Consider the following 12,483-nt stretch of genomic DNA (forward strand, 5'->3'; position numbering starts at 1 on the left):
TAAACAAGCAAAATTTCGTTAAAGGAAAAATAACTGTCTGAGCGTAGTTTTACGAAGCGAGTTTTATTTTTCCTTTATAAGAAAGTTTTGCGTAAAGCGGGGTTGTAAGGGCATGGCGTTTGATGCCCTTACGTTACAAAAAAATGAATAAAAAACAGAAAAAACGATTATTAATCATAATATTTATAAATAAAATTATAAAAGTCTTTAAGATGAATACTTAAAAATTAGATTTGAATTTTTTTAACAAGAATTAAATTAATTATTATAGGATTTTATTGTTATTTTTTAAATGAAGTTTAGTAGAAGAATAAATTACAAACTTGATTTAAAAGGAATTTTTATAACTACTTCTGCTCCTTCGGTTTTGCTGTCTTTATTTATAAATACGCCATAATTTTTGCCGTAATAGAATTTTATTCTTTTATCGACATTTTGAAATCCTACACCGCCTGTCTTGCTTTTTTTGAACTGTTTGGCTTTTTCAAAGCCTATTCCGTTGTCTTTAACTGAGATATTGACAGTGCTGTTTTTTCTGTAAACATCTATTGTGATGATTCCGTTTCCAGAAAGGTTTTTTATTCCGTGATAGATGGAGTTTTCTACAATTGGCTGGATTATTATTTTTGGAACTTCGATGGAAAGAAGGCTTTCATCTTCTATGTTGAAAAAATAGGAAAGCTTGTCTTCGTATCTCTGCTTTTGTATGAATAGATATTCTTTAGTGTGCATAATTTCATCTTTTAACGGTATTTTTTCGTGACCGTTGCTAAGGGAAAGCCTAAAATAGTTTGCAAGTGATTTTGTAATGCTGATTACTTTTTCATTGTCTTCAAATTCTGCCATCCAAATAATTGTATCAAGCGTATTATACAGAAAATGTGGATTAATCTGGCTGTGCAGAGCCTTTATTTCATATTCTCGCAAATATTTTATTTTTTCAACCATTACATTAAAATGTTCTACAAGATTCTGAACTTCATAGCCTGTTTTTTCGCTTAAATGAAATTCCCGTAGATTATTTTCAAAGTTTTGCATATGATTTTCCAGTTTTATTAAAGGCCTTAGAATCTTTGTTATTACGATAAATGTAATAATGGAAGAAAAAGCTAATGAAACTAGGAAAATGATAATAACTATGTGAGAAAAATTTTTCTTTAAGGTAACTAGGTCATTTGTGTTTGCAAGGCTTCTTAAATTCCAGTTTGTATTTTCAATCTGTGTTTCGTATAAGTATGTATCTTTATTTTTATTCTTTTCTGAAAATTTTGCAAGACACTTTTTATCAGCAAAGCATTTCACATCTTTGTAGTAAATAATATTGTTGTTTTTGTCTACTATAATATTGTCGATTTGTTTTCCAAAAGAAATGGAATTTAAATATCTTTCAAGAATTTCATATTTAATGTCAAAAACAATAACACCAAGATTTTCTCCTCTTGAATTTTTTATGTCCCGGCTGATTGAAAGAAACCAGAGAGCTGAGTTCATAGAGGAGGTGGAATTTTTTCTGCTGGGATTAAAAACGGGCATATCGGAATTGTTTATAGCATCGACATACCATTTTTCCTTCATCATATTTTTTGATATTTTCATATCATTATTTTTATCACTGGATACAATGTTACCATTTTTTCCGATTACAGTAATATTTTTAATTCCTTTATTACTATCAAGAATCGAATAAATCATTTTTTCAATGCTCTTTTTTGAATCTTCATTTCCTGATATTAAAAAATTTCTAACATCGGCATCAACAGACAAGAGATTGATTATATTTTTCAATTTATCTGCATAAAGAGTAATATAACGGGATGTACTTATAACATTTTCGTTAGTATACTCAATTTCCTTGTTCATTATGATGTACTTTGAAGTATAGTAAAAAATACTGCTTAAAAAAAGTACAAACAGAAGATTTCCAATAATATAATAAAAAAACAGCTGAAGCAACATCGAGTTTTTCATAGTTCTTTTTAATTTCATAGTTTTTCCAACACACTTTTCTTAAATTCTTTCGGTGTTATTCCAAAAGTTTTTTTAAATTTTGAATTGAAATAATTAAAGTTTTCCATTCCTACAAGCTCCCCAATTTGATAATTTTTCAGATCTGTTGTCAAAAGCAGCAGCTTTGCCTTTTCCATCCGTATATTATTCAAATAGTCCTGAAAAGGAATACCAAACAAATTTTTAAAAAGTGAACTCAAATATCCGGAAGACAAATTCATTTCGTCAGCCAGAGAATTTAAGTTAAAGGAAATATCACTGTATTTTTCTTCAATTTTTTTTGTTAAAATATCTTTATACTTGCTATGAGAAATATTTTTATCAGATTTCTCAGCTTGGCTAATTTTATTAATAATTTTTCTTGCTTCGTTATATTTTTTATCTTCTTCCAGCTTATAGATAAGTTTTGAAATTATCTCATTTATATCTGTCTTGGAAACAGGTTTTAAAATATAGTCTTCGACTCCGATTTTTAAAGCCTTTTGAGCATATTCAAAATAGTCGTATCCAGAAATAATGGCTATTTTAACATCACTTTTCAGCTCCTTCATCTCCTCAGCAAGAGTCAGCCCATTTTTAAAGGGAATATTTATATCCAGCAAGACAAGGTCGGGCAAGACTTCTGAAAAAGTCTTAAAGGCAGAATTACCATCTTCTGCCTCATAAACATCACTTATCTTATATTTTTCAAAATCAATAAAGGTTTTAATACCTCTTCTTATAATCGGTTCATCATCAATTATTAAAATACTATACACTTATTTAACAGCTCCTTTGATTTGTGCAGCAGTCAGATGTCCCGGCAAAGTTTTAACAATATTCAAGTTCCCATCCAGTATAATGTTTGAAGGATATCCCAAAACTTTTGCCCTTTTTAGCACTTCCCCCTTTTCATCCAGCAATACAGTAGTATTTTTGTAATTAAGCCCTTTGTACCACTGAATAAATTTGGCTGTAGGTTTTTCTCCCTTTTGCCCTGGAGAAGCAATTGTTATAACTGTAAAATTCTTACTTTTATCTGCACTCAAAGAATTAATTTCGCTTAATCCCGAAAGACAGATAGGACACCATGAAGCCCACATTTTAATATATATTTTCTTCCCTTTGTACTTGTTAAGGGAAACAGGTTTATTATTAATGTCCTTTAACTGAACCCCTTGTAATGTGTTTCCAAATGAAACCGCTCCAAAACTTAACATAGTTGCAATTATCGCAATTAATTTTTTCATAAAAATTACTTCCTTTCTGTATTATAGCAAATTTAAAATATTTTTTGTAATTATTTTTTTAAGTTATTTTGATTACTAATTGTTTTATAAAATTTAAAAAATAAAATTACTAAAACTTATTCATTATTAGCAAAATTCCCATAAATATAATTAGAAATCCTCCAAAGATTTTAAAATAGTTTGTGTATTGATTTAAAGCTCGTACTTTTTTTAGCAATTCCTGAGAGAAAAAGGAAAATAGAACAAATGGAGTGGCAAGCCCTAAGACGTATATAAACATCATTAACCCTCCATAGACAGCAGATCCTTTTTCGCCTGCAAGAGTAAGCACTGAGGCAAGGATAGGACCTACACATGGAGTCCATCCTAGACTAAATGTTAGTCCTAGCAAAAAAGCCTGTAATGAAGAATTTTTCCCAATTAAATCCAAATTTACAGATTTATTTTTTTCTAAAAAGTTAAATTTTAAAATACCTGTCTGGTGTAATCCCAGTATTATTACAATTATTCCTGCCAAAACTTTTATAGTGTCATTAAAGAAAATTTCCGTAAGGAAACTAAAACTAAAGCCAATGCTTACAAAAGTAAGCGAAAGTCCTAAAATAAATAAAAAGGTATTAAGTATAGTTTTTTTTCCTTTGCTTAAAATTCCCAAATATACAGGAACAATGGGAAGAATACATGGAGATAGAAAACTTGCTATGCCTCCTAAAAATACGCTTCCTACCAGTAATGGCTGATTAAACATAAATTATCTCCTATCCTGTTCATTTTACTGAACTAATTTTATTAAATATCCGTAATGCTCTTTTTCCATATCTTTTAATGGGATAAATTTAATTGAAGCACTGTTTATGCAATAACGAAGCCCGCCTTTGTCTTTAGGTCCATCATCAAAAACGTGTCCCAAGTGAGCCTTTCCGCTTCGACTAAGCACTTCTGTCCTTACCATATTAAAACTTGTATCATTTGCATAAGTTACAACATCTTTTGAAATAGGTTTTGTAAAACTTGGCCAGCCACAGCCAGAATCATATTTATCCTTTGAGGAAAATAATGGCTCTCCTGTTGTTATGTCCACATAAATTCCAGCTTCATGATTGTCCCAGTACTCGTTTGAAAAAGAATGTTCAGTATTTTTTTTCTGTGTAACGCTGTATTGCAGAGGAGTAAGCCGTTTTTTCAATTCTTCGTCACTTGGTTTTGGGTAATCTTTTGGATCAATGATAACTTCATCTGCTTTAGTAATATCAATGTGACAATATCCGTTAGGATTTTTTCTTAAATAGTCCTGATGGTATTCTTCTGCGAGAATATAATTTTTCAAAGGCTGAACTTCAACTTGAATTTTATCTGTATATTTTTTCTGCTCTTCTTCAATTTCCTGTAAAATAATTTCTTTATCTTTAGGATTAGTATAATAAATCCCTGTTCTGTATTGTCTGCCTCTATCATTTCCCTGCTGATTAATGCTAGTAGGATCTACAACTTGAAAATAATATTTAAGTAGCTTGCTCAAAGAAATTTTGTTTGCGTCATATTTTACGTGAACTGTTTCTGCGTGATCCGTTGATGCGACAATGTTGTAACTCGTTTTTTCAGTTTTACCGTTTGCATAGCCAACCGTGGCATCCTTTACTCCATCAATTCTTTCCATATATGCCTCAAGTCCCCAGAAGCAACCGCCAGCAAGATAAATTTCCTTGATGTTCTCATTCATTCCTGTCTGCATCATATTTTCTTTTTTCATCTTATTTTCACCACTGTTCTTTCGATTTTTGTTTTTATTTGATAATACTACTGAAAATAAAGCTAAAGATAGTATTAAAAATAATAGTAGACTTCTCGATTTCATAAAACCGCCTCCCGATTTATATTTAAATATTTTTTGTATCTACAAGAATAGTATAGCCCAAAAATTGATAAAAAAAAATGAAATATAGTAATATTTTTCTATAATTTTATAATATTTGTTTATTTACTAATCAAATTTGATATAATTTTAAAAAAGTGTTAAGTTAAAATATAAAATCAATATTTTTAAAATAAAAAATAAAGTATTTTGTGATATACTAAAAAACTGTGCTTAATAAACTGATTGAAGAAAAATAATATTAATAAGCAATGTCTTGAAATGTAGATTATCTAGGAGGAAAAACAGTGGGTAACATCGCTTGTGGGAACACAGAGGGCGGGGCTGATGTAAAAAACACGTTAAATGGTGTAAAAGTAAAAATAGTGGCTTTGGGAAAAACAGGAAGTAATGTAATAAATAAAATAATATTAAATAACGTTGTAAAGGCTGACTTTATAGCGATAGATACAGAAAAGCTGAATTTAGACAGTTCAAAGGCTCCGAAAAAAATATTTGTGTCATCAATAACTTCATTTGAAGCTATGGAGGATTTAAGAAAACAAACAGAAAAAGAATTTCAAAATGCAGATATGGTGTTTATAATAGCTGAAATGGGAGAAAAAACAGGAACTCTGCTTTCATCAGCTGTGGCAGAAATTGCAAAATCTATGAATATACTAACTGTTGCAATAGTGTCAAAGCCTTTTGATTTTGAAGACCGGAATAAGATAAAACTTGCTAAAAAGGGAAAGGAAAGATTAAAACATTTCGCGGATACTATAATAGTCATTCCATATCAAAGATTAAATGATTTATACGCAAACCTTCCAATTGTAAATATCTATGAAAAAGGAGAAAAAGCCTTTGTTACAATTGTAAAAGGAATATTGGATTTGATAAAAAAACAGGGAATTGTAAATTTGGACTTTGCAGACATTAAGTCTATATTGCAAAATTCAGGCAAAACAGTATTAGGCTTTGGAAAAGCAGACGGAGAGGACAGAGCAAAAAAGGCGGTAGAACAGGCACTAAATACCCCGCTTCTAGAACGTTCAATAAAAGGAGCAGGAAAAATACTAATGAATATAACCTCGGGAAATGACATACGCCTGGAAGAAATAAGCCAAATTGCCACAGCAGTAGCTACAAGCACTGAAAATCCAGACTTATTTCTCGCATGGGGAACAGTCTTTGAAGAAGCTAAATTTGAAAATTCTGAAGATTTTGAACAAAAAGGGAGCTGTGTAAAAGTATATTTGATTGCAACAGATTTTCGCAATTAATAAAAATAATTTAAAAATTTATAAATAAAAAAAGAAAAAGTATTGACTAATCAATTAGATATGATATAATTACATTGAAAGAAAAAGTTTAAAAACAGGTGTTCCACTACCTTAAAATGAAGGACAGATAAAAACAGGTGTTCCACTACCTTAAAATGAAGGACAGATAAAAACAGGTGTTGCACTGCCTTAAAATGAAGCAACTTTAAATGCAAAGCTACCAATTATGGTAGCTTTTTTTCGAGGGGGATTATGAAGTTATATGAAGTAGATGAAAGCTATATAAATTATTTGAAACTTTTTGACAATAGAGTTTTAAATTATTCAGGAGAAAATTATACGAAAACACGAAAATATATTGGGGTGCTTTTAAAAGTGAATAATTGTGATTATTTGGCACCGTTATCATCTCCAAATAAAAAAAGTGATTATACTAATGGAAAAATACGAAAGTCAAATAATTTTATTATTAGAATTATTGATAAACAAAGAAACATTTTACTGGGAACTATAAAAATAAGCAATATGATTCCAATTTTTGATAAAGCTGTAATTAAATATTATGATATTCACAAGGAAACGGATGAATGCTACAAGAAATTAATTTTAAAGGAATTAAGATTTATTTATGCTAATAAAGAAAAAATTAAAAAAACAGCAATAAAATTATACAATCAAAAAATAAATAATATGTCAATGGACTATATAAAGCATACGATTGATTTTTTATTATTGGAAGAAAAGGCAAAATTGTATGAAAAATAGTAAAAAAATTTAACTGTATTTTGGGAAAATATGTTAAAATATAGAAAATTTTACAATTAAAGGAGAAGAAAAATGGATGGTGTTGGAATAAAAGTTGTCGGAATCGGTACAGTGGGAAATGAGGTCTTGAATAAGATGATGAAAAAAGAGATTGCGGAAGTTGAATTTGTGGGAATTGACACAAATCAAGGGAATTTGGATAAACTGAATGTAGGAACAAAAATATTGGTTTCTGAAGATTTAAGTGAAAAAGTGCAGAGTGCATTCAAAAGTACAGATTTAGTATTTATTTTGACAGAAATGTCGGAAAAGAAAAATAACGAGATAGCCTGCATTGTTTCAGAAGTTGTAAAAACAATGGGAATATTCACAGTAGTTGTAGTTGCTACATCAATTAATTTAAATGGAGGAACTGAAGAAATCAAGAAATTAGAAGAAGTTTCTGATACTGTTATAGTTTTGCCTCTTAAAAAATTAGTGGAAGCATATTCTAGTGCAACTTTTGATAAATTATTTGAAAAAAGAGATGAAATTTTTATAAAAAATGTAGAATTTATAACAAATCTAATAAAAAAACAAGGTATAGTGAATCTTGATTTTGATGATGTAAAAATAATGCTAGGAAATTCAGGAGAAGGCATAACAGCATTTGGTAAAGGTGAAGGGCAGGATAAGGTAAAACTTGCTACAGAACAAATAATAAACAGCCCTTTTATAAAAAATCTTCCAAAAGCGAGAAAGATACTGTTAAGCATTACAGCAGGACCAGACATTGGATTAACGGATTTACAGGAAATAACTATGATTATAAATGAAAAATTTGGAGCAGACCAGATAAATATACTATGGGGATACATTATGGATGTTGAGCTTGAAGATAAAATTGAAGTGGAAATGCTGATAACGGATTTTTATAAATAAATGTATATAAAATAATACTAAAATTGAAGTATGTAGTATATATATATTATGAAAAAAGTAAATGTCAAAAATTAGAAGTTATAGAGGTAAAAGTGTGATAAGAGAGATTAATGTACTAGATGCGAAGGATATACAAGAAATTTGTAAAGATGAGTTAGGATATAATGTTGATATTAATACTGTCAAGACGCAAATTGAAAAATTATCTATTGATTATGAACATCATATTATCGCAGTATATGAAGATAAAAAAACAAGTAAGGTTGTTGGTTTTGTTCATGCAGAGATGTATGAAAGTTTATACAGTGATATTGGATTAAATATATTAGGATTAGCAGTAAGTTCCAATTTTCAAGGCAAGGGTATAGGAAAAAAACTGATGGTTTTTGTTGAAGAGTATGCTTTAAACAATAATATTAATTTTATTAGATTAAATTCTGGTTCTCATCGTTTAGAAGCACATAAATTTTATGAAAATATTGGTTATACTTGTAATAAAATTCAAAAACGTTTTATAAAAATATTTCGATAAATAGGTGCTAATAATAAAATTTTAAAATTTCAGAGAAGTAAAAGCAGTAAGCTGATACTTCTTCTTTTTCTTTTTTGATAAAAAAATTGTGAGAATATACGTATACTAAAGTTCATTTAAATAACGAAATTATAGTAAAACTTATTTAAAATCAAACTCAAAAGCTATGACTATTTTACTCAAACCATAAATTTATATAATTTTAGCAGTTTAATTTAAAATAGGTTTGAGTATATTACAAACTTTTTTAAGAAAGGATAGAAACCTTTATTGCAAGGTAAGGATTTACGGCAATGAGCAATCCTACGAAAATAAAAAAGAAAAAATATTTATCGATCAAATATCTAAAAAATAATAAAATCAAATTGTTGAAATTTGAAAAAATAAAAGTTGAAAAAAATTAGAAAAATTTTCTTTTTTTGGAAAAAATGTGGTATAATTTGATGTATGCTCAAACCTTTTTAAAATTAAATAAACTTAGGGATTGAGTAAATTATGAATTAAAAACATTATAATTATAAATAGAATAGATAAATATATTGGAGAGAAAATTGGAAAAAAGTTTTAAAGATAATTTGCTGACTGCTGATGAAATGAGATATGAAATAGTGAGATTGCAGAAGGCTGGGAAAAAGGTAGTTTTTACTAATGGAGTTTTTGATATTTTACATGTTGGGCATTTGACTTATCTGGAGGAAGCCAGAAATTTAGGCGATATTTTGGTTGTAGGTGTAAATAGCGATGCTTCAGTTAAAGTGAACAAGGGAGATAAAAGACCTATAAATAGTGAAACAAATAGAGCTTTTGTGCTTTTGGGTACAAAGTTTGTAGACTATACAGTAATTTTTAACGAAAAAACACCAGAAAAACTGCTGGATATTTTAAAGCCAGATATTCACGTAAAAGGCGGAGATTACAAAAAAGAAGACTTGCCAGAAACAAAAGTTGTTGAAAAAAATGGCGGAGAAGTAAAGATTTTATCCTTCGTGGATAACATTTCCACAACGGAGATTATTAATAAAATTATTGAAGTTTATAAAAAATAATTTATAGATTTACTTTTCTAGTATTTTGTTAAAAATGGTTATACTATAACAAAATAACTTTTTTAGTTTTAATAAACTGACGAAGCTTTTAGTTGCTCAACTATGATTGTTTGACGACTGAAAGGAGGAGTTTCGGAGTTGAGTAAATAAAAGTCGTAGTCTAGCCATAGGTGCAGGATTTGCGGCAATGAGCAATCCTGCGAAAATAAATGAAGAAAAACTTAAAAATGATAGAAGAAATATTTGTTAATAAAATATATTTTTATTTAAAAATATAATTTAATTGAAATTTAGAAGTGAGAAAAATTATGAAAAATAAAATATTAACATTTGATAAGATAGATAAATTAGCAAAAAAATTAGCAGAAAAATTAAAAAATGGAGGCTGTCTAGGACTTATTGGAGATTTGGGAGCGGGGAAGACTACGTTTACTAAGAAGATTTGTGAATGTTACAATGTTACAGAGAATGTGAAAAGTCCGACTTTTACCTATGTTATTGAGTATAGCTCTGGAGATGTGCCTGTGTATCATTTTGATGTTTACAGGATTAATGATTCTGAGGAAATTTATGAGATTGGGTTTGAGGATTATATTGGGGAAGATGGAAGTGTTGTGATTATTGAGTGGGTGGACAAGATTTTGGATGAGATGCCTGAGGATGCGGTGTTTGTTGAGATAAATCATTATTCTGATACGGCTCGTGAAGTTTCTGTTTATACACTTAAAAATGATAAAAAAATAGATTTTGAAATAGAATAATTTAGTTTTTAATATTTGGATTTTATACTAAATTGATTACTGGATTAAGTGAAATTAGTTTTTGAGCGGAATATTAATTATTGGATTTGATTTTAAAGAAGTTTTATTGTAAAAGTGAAGAAAATTGAAAAATGGAGAAAAATATGTTGATATTTGCGATAACGACTACAACTAAGCTGGCTGGATTGTCGCTTTATGAGAAAGATAAGCTGTTAGGGGAAATACATGTGGAAATGGCAAAAACACATTCTACTACGATTTTGGAGCAGATTGACAGCCTTTTGAAATGGACAGGGAAAAAGCTGGATGAAATTGAAAATGTAATTGTTTCGATAGGACCTGGTTCATTTACGGGTGTTAGAATAGCAATTTCAGTTGTAAAGGGGCTTTTTTTTGGACGGAATGTAAATTTTTATGAAGTGAATGAACTGGATGCACTTGGATTTCAGGGGTATTATAATTTGAAAACAAGTTTGGGAAATGATGAAGATGTGAAAATATATTCGATGATTGATTCGCGAAAGGAAAAGATTTATTGTGCGGGTTATGAAACTTTAAGTGAAAATAAACTAAAATTGGTAAAAAATTATGAAGTTACAAAACTTGACAATGTAATTGATGAAATAATTGAAAATAAGGGAAATAATAAAAAAGTTTATCTAATTGGGGACGCAGTTTTTAATTATAAGGCTAAGATATTGGATAAATTGGGAAATTGTTTAAAAATATTTGAAGATAAAAATTTGACAATTAATACGATGACATTTGTGCAGATGCTTTTAGATAAAAATTTGGAAAATGCTGGTGTGGTAAGAAAGACTGATATTTTTAATCTGAAACCAGATTATCTGGAAAAATCACAGGCGGAAAGGGATAAAAAATAATGCTGAAAAATTTTTTTAAATTTGGAAAAAAGAAAAAAGATGAAGACCAGAAGGACACTTTGGAAAATCAAATAGAAAAAGAAATTGAGGAAAGCCAAAGTGAAATAGATAAAATTAAAGCTGAAACTGAAAAGGAAATAAAAGAAACAGCTGAAGAAATTTTGGGAAAAAATCGTAAAAAATCTGAAAATAAAGATAAAAATTTAAAAATAGGAAAAAGTGAAAATGAAATAGAAAAAATAGAAGAAACATCAGATGAAAAAATAAAAAGCAAACCTAAATTAAAGCCTTTAAAAGATAGGCTGGCAACTCCAAAAAAAGGATTTTTTGGAAAATTGAAGGAAATGCTTCTGGGTAAAGCTATAGATGATGATTTGTACGAAGAATTGGAAGAATTGCTTATTCAGTCAGATATTGGGATGAATATGACAATGCAGCTTGTGGAGGAGCTGGAAAAATCAGTTTCACGAAAAAAACTGAAAACGTCGGAGCAAATTTACGATGAATTAAAGGAATTGCTTAAAGCAAAACTTATTTACAATGATGAAAGCAGCACAAAATTAAAATTGCAGGATGGAAAGCTTAATATTCTTTTGGTTGTGGGAGTAAATGGTGTTGGAAAGACTACTTCTATTGGTAAAATTGCCAAAAAATTGAAGGATAGCGGGAAAAAGGTTATTATTGGGGCTGGAGATACGTTTAGAGCTGCTGCGATTGAGCAAGTTGAGGAATGGGGAAAACGGACTGGAGTGGAAGTTGTAAAGCAGGCACATGGGAGCGATCCTGCCGCTGTAATTTTTGATACAGTAAAAACTGCAAAAAATCGTGGATTTGATGTGGCAATACTGGATACGGCTGGAAGACTTCATAATAAACGTGATTTGATGAAGGAGCTTGAAAAAATAAATAAAATTATACGTGAACAGTCTGGAGAAACGGATTTTGAAACTTTACTTGTAATTGACAGCACAACTGGGCAGAATGGATTGGAACAGGCTAGAATATTTAATGAAATTGTAGATTTGACAGGAATTATTTTGACAAAATTTGACGGGACGGCAAAAGGAGGGATTATTTTCCCGATTACAGAAGAGCTGAAAAAACCGATTAAATTTATAGGTGTCGGAGAAGGAATCGAGGATTTGCGGGAATTTGATACAAAGGAATTTGTTGAAGCTATGTTTGATTAATAAAAAAAGA

At 29.4% G+C, this 12,483-nt stretch carries 13 protein-coding genes; 8 read left to right on the top strand and 5 right to left on the bottom strand.

Annotated elements, in window-relative coordinates; all coding sequences use genetic code 11:
- Window positions 1-315: 315 nt before the first annotated feature.
- The 5 genes from FVE77_RS01100 to msrB form a co-directional block, all read right to left on the bottom strand.
- The gene (locus FVE77_RS01100; RefSeq protein ID WP_026745167.1) at window positions 316-1,986 is read right to left on the bottom strand and encodes a sensor histidine kinase; all 1,671 of its coding nucleotides are present in this window, start codon (window positions 1,984-1,986) and stop codon (window positions 316-318) included.
- On the bottom strand, window positions 1,983-2,765 hold the full coding sequence (locus FVE77_RS01105; protein WP_026745168.1) for a response regulator transcription factor: 783 nt from the start codon (window positions 2,763-2,765) through the stop codon (window positions 1,983-1,985). Before FVE77_RS01105 ends, FVE77_RS01100 begins: the two co-directional genes overlap by 4 nt.
- The gene (locus FVE77_RS01110) at window positions 2,766-3,236 is read right to left on the bottom strand and encodes a redoxin family protein (RefSeq protein WP_006805643.1); all 471 of its coding nucleotides are present in this window, start codon (window positions 3,234-3,236) and stop codon (window positions 2,766-2,768) included. It lies immediately after the preceding gene.
- Between the two features lie 109 nt (window positions 3,237-3,345).
- Window positions 3,346-3,984, bottom strand: coding sequence for a cytochrome c biogenesis protein CcdA (locus FVE77_RS01115; RefSeq protein WP_026745169.1), 639 nt, complete (start codon window positions 3,982-3,984; stop codon window positions 3,346-3,348).
- A gap of 24 nt (window positions 3,985-4,008) precedes the next feature.
- Window positions 4,009-5,091 carry a peptide-methionine (R)-S-oxide reductase MsrB gene (gene msrB / locus FVE77_RS01120; protein ID WP_026745170.1) on the bottom strand — a complete coding sequence of 361 codons (1,083 nt, stop codon included), beginning with the start codon at window positions 5,089-5,091 and terminating at the stop codon, window positions 4,009-4,011.
- A gap of 305 nt (window positions 5,092-5,396) precedes the next feature.
- Here msrB and FVE77_RS01125 point away from each other — a divergent pair, with 305 nt between their 5' ends.
- The 8 genes from FVE77_RS01125 (at window position 5,397) to ftsY (ending at window position 12,473) form a co-directional block, all read left to right on the top strand.
- Window positions 5,397-6,374 carry a cell division protein FtsZ gene (locus FVE77_RS01125; RefSeq protein ID WP_051254431.1) on the top strand — a complete coding sequence of 326 codons (978 nt, stop codon included), beginning with the start codon at window positions 5,397-5,399 and terminating at the stop codon, window positions 6,372-6,374.
- Window positions 6,375-6,626: 252 nt separating this feature from the next.
- A complete protein-coding gene (locus tag FVE77_RS01130; RefSeq protein WP_026745172.1) occupies window positions 6,627-7,139 on the top strand; it encodes a type III toxin-antitoxin system ToxN/AbiQ family toxin in 513 nt (170 codons plus the stop codon).
- A 72-nt stretch (window positions 7,140-7,211) separates the two neighbouring features.
- Window positions 7,212-8,060 (top strand): FtsZ/tubulin family protein, encoded by an 849-nt coding sequence (locus FVE77_RS01135; protein WP_026745173.1) that lies wholly within the window; start codon window positions 7,212-7,214, stop codon window positions 8,058-8,060.
- 61 nt (window positions 8,061-8,121) lie between these two features.
- Window positions 8,122-8,592 carry a GNAT family N-acetyltransferase gene (locus tag FVE77_RS01140; protein ID WP_232052940.1) on the top strand — a complete coding sequence of 157 codons (471 nt, stop codon included), beginning with the start codon at window positions 8,122-8,124 and terminating at the stop codon, window positions 8,590-8,592.
- Between the two features lie 593 nt (window positions 8,593-9,185).
- The gene (gene rfaE2 / locus FVE77_RS01145; RefSeq protein ID WP_036087447.1) at window positions 9,186-9,638 is read left to right on the top strand and encodes a D-glycero-beta-D-manno-heptose 1-phosphate adenylyltransferase; all 453 of its coding nucleotides are present in this window, start codon (window positions 9,186-9,188) and stop codon (window positions 9,636-9,638) included.
- Window positions 9,639-9,946: 308 nt separating this feature from the next.
- The gene (tsaE, locus tag FVE77_RS01150; RefSeq protein ID WP_026745176.1) at window positions 9,947-10,399 is read left to right on the top strand and encodes a tRNA (adenosine(37)-N6)-threonylcarbamoyltransferase complex ATPase subunit type 1 TsaE; all 453 of its coding nucleotides are present in this window, start codon (window positions 9,947-9,949) and stop codon (window positions 10,397-10,399) included.
- A 131-nt stretch (window positions 10,400-10,530) separates the two neighbouring features.
- Complete coding sequence (gene tsaB, locus FVE77_RS01155) at window positions 10,531-11,283, top strand: tRNA (adenosine(37)-N6)-threonylcarbamoyltransferase complex dimerization subunit type 1 TsaB (RefSeq protein ID WP_232052941.1); 753 nt, start codon at window positions 10,531-10,533, stop codon at window positions 11,281-11,283.
- Window positions 11,283-12,473 (top strand): signal recognition particle-docking protein FtsY, encoded by a 1,191-nt coding sequence (gene ftsY, locus FVE77_RS01160; RefSeq protein ID WP_026745178.1) that lies wholly within the window; start codon window positions 11,283-11,285, stop codon window positions 12,471-12,473. The genes tsaB and ftsY overlap by 1 nt, the downstream gene beginning before the upstream one ends.
- Window positions 12,474-12,483 lie beyond the last annotated feature (10 nt).

The organism is Leptotrichia hofstadii (assembly GCF_007990525.1).
GTDB lineage: Bacteria > Fusobacteriota > Fusobacteriia > Fusobacteriales > Leptotrichiaceae > Leptotrichia > Leptotrichia hofstadii.

Bases quoted from the DNA above. Each gene is read 5' to 3' on its own strand.
- msrB (WP_026745170.1), bottom strand. From the start codon at position 5,091: ATGAAATCGAGAAGTCTACTATTATTTTTAATACTATCTTTAGCTTTA.
- FVE77_RS01110 (WP_006805643.1), bottom strand. From the start codon at position 3,236: ATGAAAAAATTAATTGCGATAATTGCAACTATGTTAAGTTTTGGAGCG.
- FVE77_RS01115 (WP_026745169.1), bottom strand. From the start codon at position 3,984: ATGTTTAATCAGCCATTACTGGTAGGAAGCGTATTTTTAGGAGGCATA.
- FVE77_RS01135 (WP_026745173.1), top strand. From the start codon at position 7,212: ATGGATGGTGTTGGAATAAAAGTTGTCGGAATCGGTACAGTGGGAAAT.
- rfaE2 (WP_036087447.1), top strand. From the start codon at position 9,186: ATGAGATATGAAATAGTGAGATTGCAGAAGGCTGGGAAAAAGGTAGTT.
- FVE77_RS01100 (WP_026745167.1), bottom strand. From the start codon at position 1,986: ATGAAATTAAAAAGAACTATGAAAAACTCGATGTTGCTTCAGCTGTTT.
- tsaB (WP_232052941.1), top strand. From the start codon at position 10,531: ATGGAGAAAAATATGTTGATATTTGCGATAACGACTACAACTAAGCTG.
- FVE77_RS01130 (WP_026745172.1), top strand. From the start codon at position 6,627: ATGAAGTTATATGAAGTAGATGAAAGCTATATAAATTATTTGAAACTT.
- tsaE (WP_026745176.1), top strand. From the start codon at position 9,947: ATGAAAAATAAAATATTAACATTTGATAAGATAGATAAATTAGCAAAA.
- FVE77_RS01140 (WP_232052940.1), top strand. From the start codon at position 8,122: ATGTCAAAAATTAGAAGTTATAGAGGTAAAAGTGTGATAAGAGAGATT.
- ftsY (WP_026745178.1), top strand. From the start codon at position 11,283: ATGCTGAAAAATTTTTTTAAATTTGGAAAAAAGAAAAAAGATGAAGAC.